Annotated in this window: 19 protein-coding genes and 1 tRNA gene; 8 read left to right on the plus strand and 12 right to left on the minus strand. The window is 41.0% G+C overall.

Going from position 1 to position 19,000, the window contains the following annotated elements:
- Positions 1-12: 12 nt before the first annotated feature.
- Positions 13-89, plus strand: a tRNA-Arg gene (locus tag EGS47_RS09930).
- An 81-nt stretch (positions 90-170) separates the two neighbouring features.
- Here EGS47_RS09930 and EGS47_RS09935 read toward each other — a convergent pair.
- On the minus strand, positions 171-1,475 hold the full coding sequence (locus tag EGS47_RS09935; RefSeq protein ID WP_005002055.1) for a hypothetical protein: 1,305 nt from the start codon (positions 1,473-1,475) through the stop codon (positions 171-173).
- 200 nt (positions 1,476-1,675) lie between these two features.
- Here EGS47_RS09935 and EGS47_RS09940 point away from each other — a divergent pair, with 200 nt between their 5' ends.
- Both EGS47_RS09940 and EGS47_RS09945 read left to right on the plus strand, forming a co-directional pair.
- Positions 1,676-2,173, plus strand: coding sequence for a YcxB family protein (locus tag EGS47_RS09940; RefSeq protein ID WP_005002056.1), 498 nt, complete (start codon positions 1,676-1,678; stop codon positions 2,171-2,173).
- 32 nt (positions 2,174-2,205) lie between these two features.
- Entirely contained in the window at positions 2,206-2,847 is a 642-nt protein-coding gene (locus EGS47_RS09945; RefSeq protein ID WP_005002057.1) for a fumarylacetoacetate hydrolase family protein, read from the plus strand.
- Between the two features lie 49 nt (positions 2,848-2,896).
- On the opposite strand, the gene EGS47_RS09950 is transcribed toward EGS47_RS09945, so the two are convergent.
- Both EGS47_RS09950 and EGS47_RS09955 read right to left on the minus strand, forming a co-directional pair.
- On the minus strand, positions 2,897-3,277 hold the full coding sequence (locus EGS47_RS09950; RefSeq protein WP_035271815.1) for a VOC family protein: 381 nt from the start codon (positions 3,275-3,277) through the stop codon (positions 2,897-2,899).
- Between the two features lie 24 nt (positions 3,278-3,301).
- A complete protein-coding gene (locus EGS47_RS09955; RefSeq protein WP_119686868.1) occupies positions 3,302-4,576 on the minus strand; it encodes an MFS transporter in 1,275 nt (424 codons plus the stop codon).
- Positions 4,577-4,709: 133 nt separating this feature from the next.
- Here EGS47_RS09955 and EGS47_RS09960 point away from each other — a divergent pair, with 133 nt between their 5' ends.
- Positions 4,710-5,603 carry a LysR family transcriptional regulator gene (locus EGS47_RS09960; protein ID WP_004995071.1) on the plus strand — a complete coding sequence of 298 codons (894 nt, stop codon included), beginning with the start codon at positions 4,710-4,712 and terminating at the stop codon, positions 5,601-5,603.
- A 6-nt stretch (positions 5,604-5,609) separates the two neighbouring features.
- Here EGS47_RS09960 and EGS47_RS09965 read toward each other — a convergent pair whose 3' ends face one another.
- Positions 5,610-6,413: an AraC family transcriptional regulator gene (locus EGS47_RS09965; protein WP_125269610.1), complete on the minus strand. Its 804-nt coding sequence runs from the start codon at positions 6,411-6,413 to the stop codon at positions 5,610-5,612.
- 116 nt (positions 6,414-6,529) lie between these two features.
- Between EGS47_RS09965 and EGS47_RS09970 the strand changes: the two genes are divergently transcribed.
- Positions 6,530-7,450: a DMT family transporter gene (locus EGS47_RS09970; RefSeq protein ID WP_004985423.1), complete on the plus strand. Its 921-nt coding sequence runs from the start codon at positions 6,530-6,532 to the stop codon at positions 7,448-7,450.
- A 42-nt stretch (positions 7,451-7,492) separates the two neighbouring features.
- Here the strand turns inward: EGS47_RS09970 and EGS47_RS09975 are convergent, their stop codons facing one another.
- Positions 7,493-8,737 carry a YhjD/YihY/BrkB family envelope integrity protein gene (locus EGS47_RS09975; RefSeq protein ID WP_004985425.1) on the minus strand — a complete coding sequence of 415 codons (1,245 nt, stop codon included), beginning with the start codon at positions 8,735-8,737 and terminating at the stop codon, positions 7,493-7,495.
- A 109-nt stretch (positions 8,738-8,846) separates the two neighbouring features.
- On the opposite strand from EGS47_RS09975, the gene wrbA reads away from it, so the two are divergent.
- Positions 8,847-9,437 carry an NAD(P)H:quinone oxidoreductase gene (gene wrbA / locus EGS47_RS09980; protein ID WP_004985428.1) on the plus strand — a complete coding sequence of 197 codons (591 nt, stop codon included), beginning with the start codon at positions 8,847-8,849 and terminating at the stop codon, positions 9,435-9,437.
- Between the two features lie 178 nt (positions 9,438-9,615).
- Here the strand turns inward: wrbA and EGS47_RS09985 are convergent, their stop codons facing one another.
- The 4 genes from EGS47_RS09985 to EGS47_RS10000 all read right to left on the minus strand — a co-directional run bounded on the left by EGS47_RS09985 (position 9,616) and on the right by EGS47_RS10000 (position 12,414).
- On the minus strand, positions 9,616-9,990 hold the full coding sequence (locus tag EGS47_RS09985; RefSeq protein ID WP_004985429.1) for a hypothetical protein: 375 nt from the start codon (positions 9,988-9,990) through the stop codon (positions 9,616-9,618).
- 194 nt (positions 9,991-10,184) lie between these two features.
- Entirely contained in the window at positions 10,185-10,760 is a 576-nt protein-coding gene (locus EGS47_RS09990) for a xanthine phosphoribosyltransferase (RefSeq protein ID WP_004985432.1), read from the minus strand.
- 86 nt (positions 10,761-10,846) lie between these two features.
- Complete coding sequence (locus EGS47_RS09995; protein WP_004985435.1) at positions 10,847-11,563, minus strand: DUF3108 domain-containing protein; 717 nt, start codon at positions 11,561-11,563, stop codon at positions 10,847-10,849.
- A 155-nt stretch (positions 11,564-11,718) separates the two neighbouring features.
- Positions 11,719-12,414: a hypothetical protein gene (locus EGS47_RS10000; protein ID WP_004985437.1), complete on the minus strand. Its 696-nt coding sequence runs from the start codon at positions 12,412-12,414 to the stop codon at positions 11,719-11,721.
- Positions 12,415-12,652: 238 nt separating this feature from the next.
- Here EGS47_RS10000 and EGS47_RS10005 point away from each other — a divergent pair, with 238 nt between their 5' ends.
- Positions 12,653-13,534: an energy transducer TonB gene (locus tag EGS47_RS10005; protein WP_119686866.1), complete on the plus strand. Its 882-nt coding sequence runs from the start codon at positions 12,653-12,655 to the stop codon at positions 13,532-13,534.
- Positions 13,535-13,558: 24 nt separating this feature from the next.
- Here the strand turns inward: EGS47_RS10005 and ybeY are convergent, their stop codons facing one another.
- From ybeY to miaB, 3 genes are all read right to left on the minus strand, one after another.
- Positions 13,559-14,038, minus strand: a complete 480-nt coding sequence (gene ybeY / locus EGS47_RS10010; RefSeq protein ID WP_004985442.1) for an rRNA maturation RNase YbeY — start codon at positions 14,036-14,038, stop codon at positions 13,559-13,561.
- Between the two features lie 78 nt (positions 14,039-14,116).
- Entirely contained in the window at positions 14,117-15,199 is a 1,083-nt protein-coding gene (locus EGS47_RS10015) for a PhoH family protein (protein ID WP_004985450.1), read from the minus strand.
- A gap of 40 nt (positions 15,200-15,239) precedes the next feature.
- Positions 15,240-16,691: a tRNA (N6-isopentenyl adenosine(37)-C2)-methylthiotransferase MiaB gene (gene miaB / locus EGS47_RS10020; RefSeq protein WP_119686865.1), complete on the minus strand. Its 1,452-nt coding sequence runs from the start codon at positions 16,689-16,691 to the stop codon at positions 15,240-15,242.
- A gap of 301 nt (positions 16,692-16,992) precedes the next feature.
- On the opposite strand from miaB, the gene EGS47_RS10025 reads away from it, so the two are divergent.
- A complete protein-coding gene (locus EGS47_RS10025; protein ID WP_119686864.1) occupies positions 16,993-18,978 on the plus strand; it encodes a lytic transglycosylase domain-containing protein in 1,986 nt (661 codons plus the stop codon).
- Positions 18,979-19,000: the final 22 nt, after the last annotated feature.

Raw genomic sequence — 19,000 nt, forward strand, 5'->3', positions numbered from 1 at the left:
TCCATCAAGTACGCGCTCATAGCTCAGCTGGATAGAGCACTTGGCTACGAACTAAGGGGTCGGGAGTTCGAATCTCTCTGAGCGCACCAACTTGAACTCAATATGAGTTAAATTAAACCACTTTTTAAGTGGTTTTTTTGTGCCTATCATAAATGGCATTTCTTACAAAATTATTTCATTTTCTCTTTAATTTTTAGACTAAAGACCGCATTGCCACTGGCTGCGGGCAACATATCGTGATAAGGCAAGCTACGCATTGCGCGTAATAAAAACGGCGCTTTTTCATCAATTTTGGCGGCACTGGTCATTTTAAATAGTGTGCCATTATTCTGTGGCAGTAATTGCATCCCTCCTTTAACAAAGCGTAAATCACCACCAATGGCATTATATTGTGATTGATTGGAGTCGATATGGTTAAAACGCATTTTAAAATCAAATGGAATATTAATAACCCCTAATCCTACCGAAACCCGAAAATGAGCGTCCTGTAATTGGGGGGCAGGAGAGCTCAATTCCACTTTTTTAATTTGTCTTGGAAATAAACTTTGAAAAGACACAGGATTGAGCCAGTTTTGCAGTTGCTGCGGTGTTTTTGCGTAATACTGATATGTTGTGGTGAAACGCATTGTTTCACGTCCTTGAGGATAAGGTATCGAGGACGCAGGTTGAATAAAAGACACTGGATATCCCGTACTTCGGCTTATTTCACTTATTTTTCTAATTTGATTGCTCGTCAGTTGTAACGGCGGTAATTGATTCGCATCAAGTGCCGTGGTTTGAGTTTTTGTCCATTTACGTTGTAAAGACTCAAGTATAAAAGCATTACTGCCAATCGGGATACCGAGTTTTGCATCAGGTACAGCAGACAAAATCTTGCGAAGTAGAAAACCATTGATCTGATTCAGATCGCCCCATTGCGTCAAGGTAATCAGCGTTTTTTGTGGGCCTAAACTAAACCATTCAAATTTTCCTAGGCCATAGGGTACAGGTGCATCGGTAATCAAACTGGCAATACTGTTATTTCCTATTTGATGTTGCATGGAAATATCTTCGTTAAAATTGAGCACTGGAATGGGGGTAGGAATTTGAATTTTATATTTTACCCGCGTGGTATTACCGTTTTTTTCTTCAATTTTCGCAGATTTTAACGTAGGGAATAAGCCAACATAATGATTGTAATCGGTTAATACTTTGGCAACCTCCTGTGTGCTGACAGGCACAATAATGGCTGAACTGACAAACTGAACGGTCGGTTGAGGGTTTTTCTTTTGGGTAGGTACATTGGTTTTGGTATAAGGTTGTGCATAAATTAAAATATTGTTTTGAGCCAAATCCGCCAGTTGTTGGGGGTTTTGTTGAAATAATGCCAGACTGCTCGGAATGTTTTCATTCCACGTGACAAATTGGGCAGAAATGATGCTGCTATAACTCAAAAGACTAAAAAAAATGCCGCATCCATAGGCAAAGCGTTGCATAACATCCTCGAAACTTATCGTTGTTTTGATTGAGTCTTAAGTGTTTAAAACGTTTTGGCTTCAAAAAAAAGCCATTTTATGTAAATACTGATCAATGTCAGGGGGATTAAATTCTTAATCAAATGTGATCAAGCGCTAAATAAAATAGTCGAACTGGTGTAGTATTTTGAGGGTAATTCATCGCTTATGTTGAACATTTTATGTCAGAACTGAAACCCGCCATTTCATTGCGTTATCAACTCAATTTAGAAGAATCTCAAGACGGCTTTGCACTTGCGACGTTTGGAAAAAAACAATTAACTCGCTTTATTACGCCCGTGATTAGTATTGCGATTATCATTTGGGGTTTTTATCTCGGATTTTCTGGTGTTGGACGTTATTACGTGGCACTCGGTGCTTTTTTTCTGGTGATGCAAATTTTGATGCGTTACTGGTTTTTACCGATGATGTTTAAACGTCAGTTTGTCAAATATCAGTTTGGTAAAAGTGAACAGGGCATCGACTTGTATCAAGATCGTATGGAACTTTATGCGAATGGTCATAAGCAACAATTCGCGTATAGTGAAGTGGTCAATTTTGCCAAAGGTAAATTGACCTATATGATTGAACTGAAAAATCGTACCGTGGTGATTGTGCCAAAACGTGCCTTTAGCGACAGTACACAACAAACTCAGTTTGAAAACACCTTTAAAAAATAATCAACACGTAACGCCATGTAAAGGGAAGTCTTATGAACGCACGACCATCAAAAATTATTTGTGTGGGTAGAAGTTATGCTGAGCATGCCAAAGAACTCGGCAATGCCATTCCCGATCGTCCAGTGTTATTTATTAAGCCACCAAGTAGCTTGATTGGTTTACAGGATGGAATTGAATGGAATCCAGCGAATGGAAGTTGTCATTTTGAATGTGAATTGACCTTGCGAATCGATCAGCCGCTCAAGAATGAAACTGATCCAGCAAAAGCCTTAACCGCGATTGGTGCGGTCACGATTGGTCTGGATTTGACGTTGCGGGATTTACAAACTGAGCTAAAAAATAAAGGTCAGCCGTGGGAGCGAGCTAAAGCTTTTGATGGTGCATGCGTATTGGCCGATTGGGTCGATGTCAGTGAAATTGAAGACTGGAAACATGTGACCTATCGTTTTTATATTAATGATGCAGTTCGCCAACAGGGTGATACAGCCTATTTACTATTGAGTATTGGTGAATATTTGTGCGATATGAGTCAGGCATTTACGATAGAAGCTGGGGATGTCGTCATGACTGGAACACCCGCAGGCGTAGGGCCGCTGGAACGTGGTGATCAGCTCAAAATGGTGCTCAATGGTAAAACTCAACAATTTGTTTGGGAAACCTTTGTTAAAGCCTAATTTTGCTGTGATGAAGAAAGCCTGCAATATTCAGCAGGCTTTTTATTACTTAAAGATAATTTGAAATCTCAATCAGATTTTGATCTGGGTCACGAATATAGACCGATAAAATAGCACCCATTGCACCTGTACGCTGGATCGGGCCTTGTTCGATATTAATATGCAGTTGTTTTAACTGTTGAATGATGTGTTCTATCGGCGTTTCGCTGATAAAGCAAAGATCGGCAGAACCTTGGGTTGGGAAAGCGGCTTTCGGTTCAAATTCATGCCCTGCTTGGTGTAGATTGATTTTTTGAGAACCAAAGTTAAGCGCTTTGCGATTTTCCCCAAACTCAATCACTTCAAAATTTAATACGTGTTGATAAAAGTTACAGGTCGCTTCAATATCTGCAACAGTCAGCACTAAATGATCAAGATGAGAAATTCGTATAATCTGATCTCCATTTTTTTTAAATCATTGATTTGATGATGCTTGCAAAGGTTTTAGCGCAGTTATCACGATAAAAATGGCCACAGCAACGAGTGCCAGTGTCAGATATACAACAGCATGCCAACCGCCGTATTGCCAGAACCATCCCCCTACAGAACCAATGATGCTTGAACCCAAATAATAAAATAACAAATACAGTGCAGTTGCATGCCCTTTGGCCTGTTTTGCTTCCAGTCCAACGTTGCTGCTGGCAATAGCATGTGCAATAAAATACCCTGTGGTAATGGCTGCAATTCCAATAATAATCGCAAATAAACCAGCGTTTAGGGTGAGCAGAATTCCCGCCAACATAAAACCAAAACCCATCAACATTGCCATTTTTCTGCCAAATTTGTCTACCAGAGAACCTGCAAGCGATGAGGAAATCATCCCTAAACTATAAGATAAAAAGATGAGACTGATCTGGGTTTGACTGAGTTGATAAGGTGTAGCAGCCAAGCGAAAAGTGACATAGTTAAATAAGGTGACAAAAATACTGGTAATGAGAAAACCGATCGCATAAATACGAACCAGTCGAGGATTTTTTAAATGATTTTTCCAAGCAGATAAATGAAACTGAAGTTGTATCCCTTTTTGTGCAATAAAATTTTGAGATTTAGGTAGTAACCATAAGAATCCTAAAGCGCAGATCAGGCAGATTACACCTAATACACCCAGTGCAACACGCCATGAGAAATATTGTGTCAGTAAACCCATTCCAACACGACCCATCATGCCGCCAAACGCAGTTCCTGCAATATATAGCCCCATGGTTTTACCCAAATGAGCTGGATGAATTTCTTCAGCAATCCATGCCATTGCAACGGCTGGAACGCCTCCGATCACAAAACCTTGTACCGCACGGGCAATGAGTAAAATATGCCAATTGGGTGCAAAGCCACACAAAATATTCAGCAGTGCGGCTAAGCCCATCGAAACGAACATCAGTCCTTTGCGACCTAAGGCTTGAGAAAAAGCACTGGACAATAAAATGGAAACTGCCAGTAATCCAGTGGTCAGTGACAAGGCAAGCGCACTGGTACCTGGGCTGATATGAAATGTATGGGTAAATTCAGGTAACAATGGTTGTACGCAGTAAATCATGGAGAAACTTGCAAAACCGAGTAAAAACAGTGCAAGCCCTGCTTTTAGATAAGCAGCTGTGCCACGGCTAATCCAATGTTCAGTATTGGCCTTATGAATAATTTGAGGTGAATCAATACCGCGTTCAGACTCGCTTACTGTTGAAGGAATCGTCATGAAATAAACCAGAGTTTTTTAAAAAGAAGAGAGTGTGTTGGCAGTGCTTGCCTAGCTGCCAACAGGGTGAGAATAGCAATTTGAGTATTATTTGTCTAATATATATAAATATCAATCACTATATGTTTTATATATGGAACTGCGTCATATTCGTTATTTTTTGGTGGTTGCAGAAGAAAAAAGTTTTACTCGTGCAGCACAGCGTTTGGGGATTAGTCAGCCGCCCTTAAGCATGCAAATCAAAAATCTGGAAGATGAGATTGGAACAGAGTTATTTTATCGTTCGTCGCATGGTGCAGAATTGACCGCCGCAGGGCAGGTTTTTTTGAATGCGGTACAGCCGATTCAACAGCGAGTGGATGATGCTGTGAGTTTGGCTCAACAAATGGCGAACGGTGAACTAGGGCAATTACGTCTGGGTTTCACTGGAACCGCCATGCTTAATCCAGTCTTACCTCATAGTATTCGTTTGTTTCAGCAGCAATACCCTAAAGTCCAACTTCGTTTAGAAGAAGGAAATTCTTTGGTTTTAATTGATCGATTGCTGAATGATCAGCTTGATATTGCTTTAATTCGTCCACCCCACCATGTGCCTATAGATATTCATATTCAGACTTTAATGTACGAGCCGCTAGTGGTAGTGATGCCTTTAGAACATGTGATTGATCAGCAACAAGACATCCAGCTTAAATTGTTAAAAGATGAAAATTTTATTATGGCTGCACATTCGGTGAGTGCAGGTTTGCATGATGCTGTACTGGATGCCTGCCGTAGTCATGGACTTGAACCCAAAATTGGACAAAGTGCCCCACAAATTGTATCAATTGTTTCACTGGTAGCCGCAAACTTGGGGGTGTCATTGGTGCCAGCCTCCGCCATGCAATTAGGCATTAAAGGCGTACAGTATTTACAAGTGGCTGAACCTAAACCCGTAGTGGGGTTCTCTCTTGCTTATCGACGAAATACGCATGCCCAAGCTGCGATCAATTTTTCTAGTCTTATTCAGTCTTTACTGAAAAACGATTAAATGTATTTACCCTGCCGAAAATGTTTTTCTAAATTGATCAGGAGTAAGGCCCATCCAGCGTTTAAATAGATTAATAAAAGCTGTTGCACTGGCATAACCTAAATCTAGCGCGATACTTTCTACCGTATGACCTTTTTCAAGTAAGGGGAGAGCCTGCATGACGCGTAAGCGCTGTCTCCATTCATGTAATGACATGCCAAGTTCACTTTGACTATAGCGTGCCAACGTTCGCTCGCTGGTATTAACCAGTTGTGCCAATTCTGCCAAAGAACGATGATCAGACGGATTTTGTTTTAAATGGTCAAGTAAAGGCTGTAACAATGGATGTGACGTTGTAGGTAGATAACTTCCTACAATTTGAGCATGTTGAAGTTGATCTAATAACACATACAATAATCGTAAATGTTCATCTGGGTCTGTCTGTGCCACTACATTATTTTTAAGGTGTTCCATAATCGCAGGAACCAGTGCAGAACTAAGGAGAATTCCTGCATGTTTTGGCATGTGCTGACATAAAGATTCATGAATATACACCGTACAATGTGTCACTTTTGTCCGATTCAGTCCGCTATGTTTTAAATGCGGTGGTAGCCACAAACCATAAGGCGGCGGGGTTAAATAATGAATTGAATCGACATTTACCTCCAAAACACCATGATATGCGTAAATAAATTCTCCCCATGCGTGTTCATGTTGCGGATAAATGGTTTCGGCAGGCGCATCTCTCACCTGACACCAGAGCGGTGCGGGAATATCATTACAGGCAGGGATTTCCAAAAATTTTTTGATGAGATGCGCTGTTTTTTTCATAGCGGTATTTGAGTTGAGTTGCCTGTATTGGGTGATAAGTTGTCTGATTTGAACTATATCATTTAAATAGGTCAGCGCTATAGTCCATTTTCATTGATTGAATAAAGGAATAGACGGTGGATGATCGGAAGGCGTTAGATGCACGTGCATCTGGTCTCATGGTCGTGCTCTGCATGATCTGGGGCTTACAGCAAGTCATTTTAAAAATGGCTGCTCCCGATATTTCACCCATCATGCAAATCGCATTACGTTCAGGGCTAGCCGCAGTTTTAGTCTTACCACTTTTGTGTCGAGAAAAAAATATCCAACTTTTGGCACCCGTTTATTTGCGTTCAGGGCTATTGGTGGCTTTTTTCTTTGCGCTTGAGTTCTTTTTACTCGCTGAAGCCATTCGGCATACCTATGCTTCGCATACCGTAGTATTACTTTATACAGCCCCCATTTTTGTTGCATTGGGTTTGCACTGGAAACTTCCCGCTGAACGTTTAAGCATTTTACAATGGTCAGGAATTGGCATTGCTTTTTTGGGAGTCATCCTTACTTTCATTCGACCACAGACCGTGCAGGGGATTGATACACAGTCGATTTTGTGGGGCGACGGTTTAGCACTTATGGCTGCAATCGCATGGGCTGCAACGACCATTTCGATACGTTTGACACCACTTTCCCAAGCACCTGCTACCCAAACCATGTTTTATCAAATGTTGGGTGGTTTCATTGTATTGATGATTGTGGCATGGATTACAGGGCAAACTGAGATTCACTTTACTCCATTGGCAGTGGGGAGTCTGATTTTTCATACATTTGTCGTTTCTTTTGCGAGTTTTCTGGCGTGGTTCTGGCTATTAAGAACATATTTGGCGTCACGTTTAGGGGTATTTTCATTTCTTACCCCGATTTTTGGGATGGGATTTGGTGTTTACCTGCTCAATGAAAAACTGGAACTAAATTTCTTGATTGGAACGGCTTTGGTGTTGCTGGGTGTGATTGTGGTCAGTCTGCCAGGTTGGATACAATCGAAGAGGCTTAAAATCTAAATATGAAGATACCGTTTTAAATCAAACGATATCTTCAAATTATTATTTCTCTTCAAAAATAGTTGAAAGAGGAATAGCCAGTTTGGCAGCCAGATAATCATCCGATTCAATCAAGGCAGGCCCTAGTTTTTGCATCCATTCATCATCAGGGTGAATATTTCCAACATCCTGACGACGCGGTAAGGAAAAAGGTAAAGCGGTATAAAATGACCAGAAATCGACTTGTGATAAATTTCTGACTAAAACATATTCATCTTTATCAGTACGTTTGATCAAGTTCTGCTTTTCTAGCATTTCCACATAGCCTGGCCAGCGTCCAATTTCACCACGCCCCATAATATCCAGTGCTTCAAGATCCGTCACACTTTCACCTAGTTTCTGTTTTTTATAAAAAAGTTCCAGTACATCCAATAGCATGAGCACAGGGTGTCGAGTCTGAATTTTTTGTGAATGAAAGGCGGTCAATGCATAGCTGACTTCAACGCCAAGAAGCACAATATTCCATGAAAGAAAAATCCACAATAAAAAGATGGGGATCGCAGCAAAAGCACCATACACCAGTTCATAACTGGTAAAATTAGACATCGCGAAACTAAAAATGTTTTTGAGTAATTCAAAGAGTGTGGCACTAAAACAAGCCGCAATGATGGCTGAATAAATGGGAATCGTTCGATTTGGAATTGTCCAATATAAAAAGAAAAATCCAATAATCGTCAATCCAAATGAAATCAGCCATAGCACAAAAGCACCATTTAGCTCATAGCCTGCAAAATTATTGCTGAGGATATTCATGGATGCGACAGCAGAAGAAATGACGAAGGCACTTCCTAATAAAATAGGCCCAAGTGAAATAATGGTCCAATAACGCATAAAACCGACGATGCCACCACGGGTTTCACGCACCCGCCAAATACGGTTAAATGCGGTTTCAATGGTACTAAGCATCATCACGGTCGTAACAAACAAAAATAACACCCCGATGACAGTCAAATTACTGGATTTCTCGGTAAATGAATTTAAGATTCGATCAAAGGCAATGGTACTTTTGGGCAGAAAATTACTGTAAATGAGCTGCTGTAATTGTTGTCTAGCAGGTTCAAGTGCTTTAATGGAGGAGATAATCACCAAAAAAACCGTCAACATTGGAACCACTGCAAATAACGTGGTGTAAGTCAGTGCCCCTGCATGTTCACGACAACGATCTGCTTCAAAACGACGCAGTACAAACAGGATAAACTGAAACCATGTTTTATCGTAAAAAGGTAACTTTTTTAAAAAATTCAGCATAAAAATAAAGTCTCATTTTTTTGATCTTTTTAGGTTTTCCATGTAAAGCTTAACCAAAAAAGGCCATAAATATCGTATAGTTTTGTTTTTAATACCTCATTTTAAAATTATGCAGTCTTATATTCTTGTCCTTTATTACAGTAAGTATGGTTCAACCAAACAGATGGCACATCTCATTGCCAATGGCGTAGAAGCCGCAGGTATGCCAGTAAAAATTCGAACCGTGCCGCAACTGGCTACGGTCGTTACAGAGGCACAGCCAAGTGTGCCAGCAGAAGGCGATCTCTATTGTACTTTAGATGATTTGGCACATTGTTCAGGTCTGGCACTGGGTTCACCCACTCGTTTTGGCAATATGGCCAGTGAAATGAAGTATTTTTGGGATCAAACCACGAGCCTTTGGCTAAATGGAGCATTACATGGCAAGCCTGCGTGTGTATTTACTGCATCGGGTTCTATGCATGGTGGTCAGGAAAGTACTCTGTTGACCATGCTTCCGCCTTTATTTCATCACGGTATGATGATTTTGGGCTTACCTAATTCGATTGCCGCGCTATCTAATACGAAAACAGGCGGCACCCCTTATGGCGCAAGTCATGTCAGTGGTCCAAGACATGATCAGGAATTAAGTCAGGATGAAAAAATATTGTGTGAAGCAATGGGCAAGCGTTTGGCTGAAGTTGCGCTGAAATTATCTTGAAATCCAGATCATAGTGATGTGTTAAATTATATTCCAATCGCGATGTATCGATTTTTAAAATGAGCCATTTCAAATGGACAAACTTTAAAGCGACAAATGGCTAGATTTCTTTCAAAACGGTTGGACTATTCTTTTTTTTCTGCGTAGCAGAGAGATAAAAAGCACTTCCGAAAGAAATCTACTGCTTAAAACGATAACCACATTTTAGGCATTTATAATCTTGAAAAATATTTTTATCGATCATTACGCCCGCTTTTTTCCCAAAACGATTACCTAAAAAACCACCCGTAATTCCAACACTAATCGCACCGACAAAGGTTCCGACTGTTCCCCCTACAATCACCCCTAAAGGTCCTGCGACAGTGCCAATGGCCGCACCAATCGATGCACCAGAGGCCGCACCCCCTACTGTTCCAGCGGCTGCGCCTGCTGAGGTTAAAAGTACACCACCAGCTTTTTGTAAAACTTGTTCATGATTGCGTTGTTCAAGATCGGTCGAACCACATTTAGGGCAGACTACTTTTGTTTCCGTTTCTTTTTGCGCTTTACCCATGTAATTCAATTTCCTATTTTTCTTCAAATCATTCTAGCCGAATCATAGCTCAATAGTTTAGCGCAGTTGTAAATGAAATGATGAAAATAGCAGAAAAATGCGTGATGAGCGTTAAATGACGCTGTTTAAAATCTGACAGAAATAAAAAAAGCGCCGAAGCGCTCTTTTAGATCATTCAAGGAATTCTGCTCGAATTATTCTTTGACAAAAGTCACTTTACCATCGGTTAATGATTGAACTCGTGCTAGAGATTCAACGCGATAACCTTTTTCGATCAGTAGATCACGACCAGACTGGAATGATTTTTCAATCACAATTCCAACGCCTACAATTTCGGCTTGCGCTTGATGAATCAAATCAATCAAACCTAAAGCAGCCTGACCATTTGCCAAAAAGTCATCAATCACTAAAGCTTTATCGCTTGAGTTGATGTGTTTATTGGAAATGGCAATGGTACTTTCAGTTTGTTTGGTAAATGAAAATACTTTGGCACGGTACAAGTCATCTTTCAGAGTCAATGATTGATATTTGCGTGCAAAAATCACAGGAACACCCAGTTCAAGACCTGTCATAATCGCAGGCGCAATACCAGATGCTTCAATGGTAATAATCTTGGTGATGCCTGCATCTTTGAAACGAGCAGCAAACTCTTTACCAATTTTCTGCATCAGTACAGGGTCAATTTGGTGATTTAAGAAAGCGTCGACTTTCAAAACTTGATCAGATAGAACGATACCTTCTGTTAAGATTTTCTGTTCTAGTGCATGCACGGGAGAATCCTCTAGGGCGGATGCCTTTTCAGCAAAAGCGTATTTTAAAAAGCATCCAAAAAAATGCAAGCCAAAATCGACAATTCTTAGTTAGTTTTACCAGAATAACCTGTTAAGAGCAGTCCATAAGAAGTTTTCTCATCGACATGACTGACTTTCACAGGTAAGTAATCCAGTTTAGGGGCTAACCAAAACGTGGTATTACGACCTGGTTTATTGTCATATTGAATAATGACTTTAATGGTATTGAATGTACCATAAGGGGTTTTGATATTTTCAGTCCCTTGTTTCACAAAACGGCGTGTATCAATACCTTTGGCATCCGCAATTGGGTAGGTGGCTTTTATACCATTTCCCTTTAAATCTTCGCGAATTTGTAATTCAGCATTGAGTTCATCAAGTACCCCCGCTTTCCAAGCAAACGACCGTTTTTTATCATCTTTTTGAGTGTTAATGGTTTTGCTGGATGGGTTGAAATTGATATTCATGGTGTTGTTATGCACCAGAATCTTACTGCTACGGCTAAATTGCTGTGAACTAATTTGCCCATTATTAAAGCTAAATTTACTAATTTCACTGGCAGAAGCAATCACACCTGCTTTCGCAGAAAAATCATAAGTCCAGTTATTGCCTTGTTGGCTTAAGGTTCGTGTTCCTGAACCCATATTTTTCCCATTATAGGAAAATTGATAACTTGCCTTAAAAGGACTCATGGCGAGTGCATGACTGGAAAAGCCTGTAAATAACAGTGCTGTGGTCAGACTAGCTGCCAAAGTCATGGTTTTCGTTACATGAAGTGCCATAAGAAAGTTCCTGATGTCATAAATGAAATAGTGAAAGAGTCTTCAATCATTCCAGATAGTATTACATTTCGTGATGAAGAAAAACGCAGTATTTCCGTATGCATTGTTTCATTATGTTGATATTTAATGTCTTTATGCGTGTTTTGTTTCTGAGCTTATTCATTTTTTTGTCGTATCGGAGTGACCGTGGTTTCTGCAAGTTCTAACTCTTCTTCGGCAGCATCCTCTTGATCTCTTGGCTTACTCAGTCCTTTATTAAAGAGTGCCATAAAGTTGACATTGCCCAGTACCACCAGCTCTGCTTCTCTCAGTTGTGCATGATTAACATGAACTTTGGAAAGTGCATCGATCACACTACGGTTTTTGCCTAACCAGCGATTTAAATCTAAAAATAAAAGCTCATCTTTGACTTTGACTACCTCGAAACGCTCAAGAATCGGGCCGAGCGGATCTTTGCGCAATATTTTGTGATAGAAAAAAACATAACTGTTAAATGCGATTTTCTGTAAGGTATTTTTAAATTTGGCTTCAACAACCTGTGTGTCGCTAATTTGTTCAAAGACTAGAAGTTGGGTGTCTTTATTGAGCTCCATTTGGATCAACTTTAAATCGACCGAAAGTGTGGTACTCAATCCTTTAAAATGTAAACTGGCATACAAACGTAGCCAACCCTCGTAGACATCGGCATGTAAATCATCCAGAAAACTGAGATTATCCGTTACATAGCGTTTAAAGGTGGCATTTAAGAATACTTGTGAAACTGGAATTTCGCGTTCTTCTTCGATAAATTCTTCGGCTTTTTCATAAGCTCGACGCAAATGTTTAGAAATCGATGACAGTAATGTTGGCATAAAGGCTGTCCAAAAAATAGCTGTTTTGGTCGATTGCAAAATTACAATCTAATCTAAAACATGAAAAAAATGAGTTTATTTGTTGCAGTTTAGCAAAATTAATTGCTACATTTTTAAAACTTCAAACCTTATTGTTATTGGCTTTGAAGTGGGTCACGCTTTTATTTAAAAATGAATAATGGTTTTATTTTATCCTGTTTTCACAGGTGGGGATGCAACATTTTGTTAGTTGAACACAATGTTTAAAAAAAATGTAGGTTATTTTCCAGTGATTCGACACTGGTGGCAGGATTCTATTTTATTGGCTGCAATTGCGATTGCAATCGTGCTGCATATTTTCGTTTTGCTGATTCATTTCGCCATGCCTGCGCCATCGGATACTGCGACCAAAGAAATTGCGGTATCGATCCGTCCAAGTACCGATCAGGTTGAGCATGCCGACTTTTTAGCACAGGCAAATCAAAAAGGATCTGGAAAATTTCATGATTCACACCGTATGTCGAGTGATCTGCCCAAAGCCATGCCTGATCAAAGCTCAGGTGAGTCACCAACACAAACCCTTGACCATATTCAGCAACAACGTGAGCTAAAATTTGAAGAAAAAGTGCTGATGACGGTATTAAGCTGGCAAAAACAAGCGGAAGAAAACCAGCGAAAAAAAGCACAGGATGATTTACAAAGCCAGTTTCAAGCTAAAGCAGCCATGGTCGCGAGCATTGAGGCGCAATATTTACAGCGTCAGCAGAATTTTAGCCGACAGCAACGGATTAAAACCGTAGATGGTATTCAAGCCAAGCAAGATGCATCAGCAGCCTATTTAAATAAATTTCGTGAAAAAGTGGAACTTTATGGCAACCGTTATTATCCAGATGAAGCCAAACAACAAAATTTAGCAGGTGAAGTTCGACTCATGGTGGTGCTGAATGCACAAGGCGGCATTCGTGCGATTCGTTTAATCGAGAGTTCTGGACATCCAATACTGGATGAGGCTGCCAAAGCATCGGTACGCCGTGGCGCACCGTTTGGTCGTTTTGATGCAGGAATGAAAGATATTTCCGAATTACGGATTATCCGAACATGGAAATTTAACCCAGCACAGGCTGAGTTTGAAGTGCATTAGACGTATTCATTGAAATACTGAAAGCTACCGCTCCAAATATGGATTTTCCAATCCCAACTTGGCTAAAATTTCGATTTCTAGCGCTTCCATTTCTTCTGCGTCTTCATCACTCAGTTCATGGTCATAACCCAGTAAATGCAGAGTGCCATGTACCAGCATATGCATAAAATGATCGTGTGCTGTTTTATCTTGCTCAATGGCTTCTTGTAGCACAACAGGAATACAAATGACCAAGTCACCCAAAGGGCGGGCATCCAGTAAAGGTAAAACTTCTTCAGGAATATCACTCGGAAAAGACAGTACATTGGTCGATTTATCTTTACCGCGATATTCCAGATTTAGACGATGACTCTCTTCATGATCGACACAGGCAATCCCAATTTCACAATCACTGTCAATATCCACATGACGTAATGTCACTTCAATGGTTTTTTTAAGTTGAACACGCTTCAAGACTAAATCAGAAGATTTAAATTCTTGTTGTAAACTAAGATTAAGCTTCAAACCTGATCCTTCATAAAAATAGGGGAATGCATGGCAATCCCCTGATTTTGTAAGTTGATAGACAACTTGATGAATATATTAAACTTCCTGATGCTGGGCATCTGCCGCGGCATCATGTTCATTCATCAAGGCTTCTTGTCGTGCTTTGCGTTCAGCACGTGCTTCTGCACTTAAGCGATTTTGTTCAGAGTCCCAGCCTTCATAGGCTTCAACAATTTTCTGAACCAGTTGATGACGTACCACATCACGTGAATGAAAACGGGTAATGTGAATTTCTTTAATCGGTTCTAGTACACGTAAAGCATGCGCTAAACCAGATTGCTGTCCGCGTGGTAAATCGACTTGCGTGATATCGCCCGTGATGACAGCACGTGAACCAAAGCCTAAACGGGTGAGAAACATCTTCATCTGTTCAGGCGTAGTATTTTGCGCTTCATCCAAAATCACGAAAGAATGATTCAGTGTGCGACCACGCATATAAGCAAGTGGTGCGACTTCAATCACCTGACGTTCAATCAGTTTGGCTACTTTTTCGAAACCCAACATTTCGTATAAGGCATCATAAAGAGGGCGCAAATATGGATCGATTTTTTGAGCTAAGTCACCTGGCAAAAAGCCAAGTTTTTCACCTGCTTCAACGGCAGGTCGAACAAGGAGGATACGCTGGATTTCATTGCGTTCCAGCATGTCGACAGCCGCAGCAACGGCAAGATAGGTTTTACCTGTTCCTGCTGGCCCGATTCCAAACGAAATGTCACTTTGTAAAATACGCTGCACATAACGCTTTTGGTTGGTACCACGAGGGTTAATACGACCTTTGGGAGTTTGTAGCCAGACATTATCCAGACCTGTATGTTCCTGTTCGGAATCATCCATAAGCTCTCGATCAGTCTGACTGCCCTGAATCATCAGGTGTAAGATATCGGCACTAATCTGGCTGGAAATTTCTGATTCATCATAAAGACGCTGGAGCAGTGATTCTGCTCGTTCGACTGCATCAATGTCACCATCGATGTAGAACGCGTCACCACGATGAGTTATTTGTACATCTAAACGCTGTTCAATCTGCTTCAAGTGACCGTTGTATGCACCTAACATGCTTTTTAAACGGGTCATTGAAACGCCGGGAAAAGTAACGGTACGTCGAATCGCTGCAGTCAAAGAGTTATCCTTTTTCTAGCCTTGTTCTAATACCCTTACATTACGCCACGTCAGGCTCAAGATTCAAGAGTTCACCATAAACTAAATTCAAAGTTTTGATCTCGGTAATCTCAATCTCCGCGAAGCGTCCCACCCATGAAGGATCTCCGATAAATGTAACCAGTCGTGTATTGTCCGCAGTCCCGACTAAAAGATCTGGATTTTTCTCGGAAACATTCTCAATTAATACTCGTTGTACTGTACCTAACATGGCATCAGTTTTACGAATACTAGACTGTTTGATCCAGTGTTGAACTTTTCCTAAACGCTCTTTTTTGACTGTTTCGGATGTCGTATCTTCTAGTTCAGCCGCGGGTGTCCCAGGGCGTTTTGAGTACACAAAACTATAAGAATGATCGAAATCCAAATCCTTGATAAATTGATAAGTTTCTTCAAAATGCTCATCGGTTTCGCCCGGGAAGCCAATAATAAAATCGCTGGATAAATGCATGTCTGGGCGGATTTTACGGAGTTTTGCAATCTTCTCGATATACACATCAATGGTGTGGTTACGCTTCATTGCTTGTAACACGGCATTTGAGCCACTTTGTACAGGCAAATGCAAATGAGACACCATTTGTGGTAAGTCTCGGTAGCATTGAATCAGGTCATCAGAGAACTCAAGTGGATGCGAAGTGGTATAACGCAAACGTCCGATGCCCGGAATTTCTGAAACGAGTCGTAACAATTCAGGGAAGGTACAAATTCCACCTTCGAAAGTTTCACCACGATAACCGTTGACGTTTTGGCCGAGCAATGAAATTTCACGAACACCTTTTTCAGCCAATCCTGCGATTTCAGCCAATACATCATCCAAAGGACGTGACACTTCTTCGCCACGAGTATAAGGCACGACGCAGAATGAGCAGTATTTTGAACAACCTTCCATAATCGAAACAAACGCTTTAAAGCCTTCGACACGGGGTTCAGGTAAAAAGTCAAACTTTTCGATATCTGGAAAAGAAATGTCTACCAGTTTGATTTTATCTTTTTTGGGTTTTTCGACCTGATCCTGATGTTGATCTAGCATCTGTGGCAAGCGATGCAAAGTCTGTGGGCCAAAGACCATATCGACATAGGGCGCACGTTTTTGAATGTTGTCGCCTTCCTGAGAAGCAACACAGCCCCCAACCCCAATAATCAGGTCAGGATTATGTTCTTTAAGCTTGCGCCAGCGGCCTAACTCACTAAATACTTTTTCCTGAGCCTTTTCACGAATCGAGCAGGTATTCATCAGTAGAATATCGGCTTCTTTCGGATCTGTAGTCAGAATATAGCCATGAGAGTCGCCTAAAAGATCTGCCATACGATGACTGTCATACTCATTCATCTGACACCCTTGAGTTTCAATATACAATTTCTTGATTGAGACATCTTGGGTGTGCGCTGGCTGGGTGACAGTGTTTTCTGAGGCAGCTTTGGCACCATTAGGAATGAAAGTTTGAACCGTCATGTAGGCTCCTAAATAAAGTAAACCGGTCTATCGGGATTTGATCCGACGAAAGCGCGCAATTGTAGCAGTATTTGCGACAAAGATCGCGAAATAAATGAAGTGGCTAGATATTGAGCTTTAAATCAAGAAATTTTGCAGACTGTGATAAGTAAGTGATTCGCTAATATGGTTGATTTTTCAATTAAAAAAATGTGAATATTACTGTTGCTGAATCAGCAGTTTACATAACACAACAGTAGCGGGCGTCAAGAGTAATTACACTAGCAGAGCGCAGAAGTGATTGGGGTTTAAAAAAGCGTCTATGGCATGGAAAAAAAAGAGTAAATTTTCAGTGGCAGTTTTCTTTAAAAATAAATGGATTTATACCAGTGCGATCAGTGTCTTAACATCACTTTCAGCATCTGTGGCTTTTGCTGCTGAGGAACAATTTAACGATGCATTACGTGCCGCCAATGCAGGCGATTTAACTGCGCTCGATCAATACCAATTTTCCATGCAAAATGATGTGCTAGGTTATTATCCAGAATATTGGAAACTTAACACTGATTTAGGGTTGCAGCCTGCCACCACCATTATTAATTTTGCCAAGCGTTATCCTAACTCTGCGATGGCTGAAAAATTATCGGCAGATTATGTAGAAGAAAAAGTTAAACAAGGAGATTTGGCAACTGCTCAACCTGTATTGCCGTATGTGACCAATCCAGATCGTGCTGAAAGCTGTGCTGTGGCACAAGTTCGCGCCAGTTCAGGTGATCCACTGGTATTTGCTGAATATAAAGATGTCTGGCTCACCACCAATAGCCAACCCGAGTCCTGTAATGGATTGGGACGCATGATGCAATCCAGCCCACTGATGTCTGCGCAGGATAAACAACAACGTTTGTGGGGGCAGTTACGAGCAGGTCAATCGGGACTGGCTCTGTCCACTGCGCAGACTTTAGGCATGAGTTTATCTCTTGCACAATTGAATCAGATTCAATCCAATCCACTGAATTATTTATGGTCTGCGCCTAAAACTTCCCAGACCGATTATGCCTATCTAATTTTTGCTTTAGGTCGTTTAGCAGATAGTGATTTAACTTCAGCATTGGGCAATGTAAAGCGGGTTGCAGAAGGCACACCGCCCGATGTTCAAAAATATTTATATCGCACGGTGGGGTATATCGGCGGTACCACAGTCATGAAAAATAACTTTAATCGTGAAGTTTTAAATAGTTTTGATTTAAGTTATGGCTATCCCTTCAGTCCAGAAGAAGCGGAAGTGTATGCGCGCCAAGCCATCCGCTTTGGTTCATGGGAAAGTGTGATTCGTGCCATTGATGGCATGTCGGTCAGTCAAAAGCAAGAAGATCGCTGGCAATATTGGTTAGCGCGTGCTTTAGAACAGCGCAATGATCGGCAGGCAAAACAACAAGCGCAGCAGATTTATCAAAAATTGGCTCAGTCAGGTGATGGCTATCATAATTTGTTGGCGCGGGATCATTTGGGAAAAAAATACAATGATATTCCAGCTTACACCCAAGCGACCAATAATGATTTACAGCGATTGAGTCAAGATATTCATTTTCGACGTGCTTTTACTTTGCGCAATGTCAATGCGCCTGATAACTATGTCAATCGCGAATGGAACTGGGCAGTACGTCAGGCGTACTTGAAACAAGATGATGGTTTATTGCTGGCTGCTGCGCAACGTGCCAGTGAAATGGGTTGGTATGATCGTGCAATTTACGCGGCAGACCGTACGGTCAATAAACATAATTATGCCTATCGTTATGTGATGCCTCATCAAGTCACGGTGGTGAATCATAGTCAAAATGCAGGAATTGATCCTGCGTGGGCTTATGGTTTAATGCGTCAGGAAAGTCGCTTTGTAACCTCTGCACGTTCGCATGTCGGGGCAGGTGGACTCATGCAAATTATGCCCGATACAGCAAAACTGATTGCCCGACAAATGGGTGAGACTTACAATCCTGCTGCTTTGACTGATATGAACACCAATGTGCGTTATGGAACATTTTATTTATCCATGATTCAGGGGCAGTTAAGTGGTAATCCGGTGCTGGCAACCGCAGGATATAACGCTGGACCAAATCGTGCTCGCCGTTGGCAGCCTGATTTTCAAGCTTTGTCAGCAGATCAATATACGGAAAGTATTCCATTACTTGAAACACGAGATTATGTAAAGCATGTTATGACCAATGCTGCACATTATGGTGTTCTGTTGGGGCGGGGGCCTCAATCGATAGAACAACGCATGCTTCCCATTCCTGTTCGTAGTACACCTTAAAACAGGATGGCGCTTCTTATGA

The sequence above is a fragment of the Acinetobacter sp. FDAARGOS_515 genome, assembly GCF_003938865.1.
In the GTDB taxonomy this organism is placed as follows: Bacteria; Pseudomonadota; Gammaproteobacteria; order Pseudomonadales; family Moraxellaceae; genus Acinetobacter; species Acinetobacter ursingii.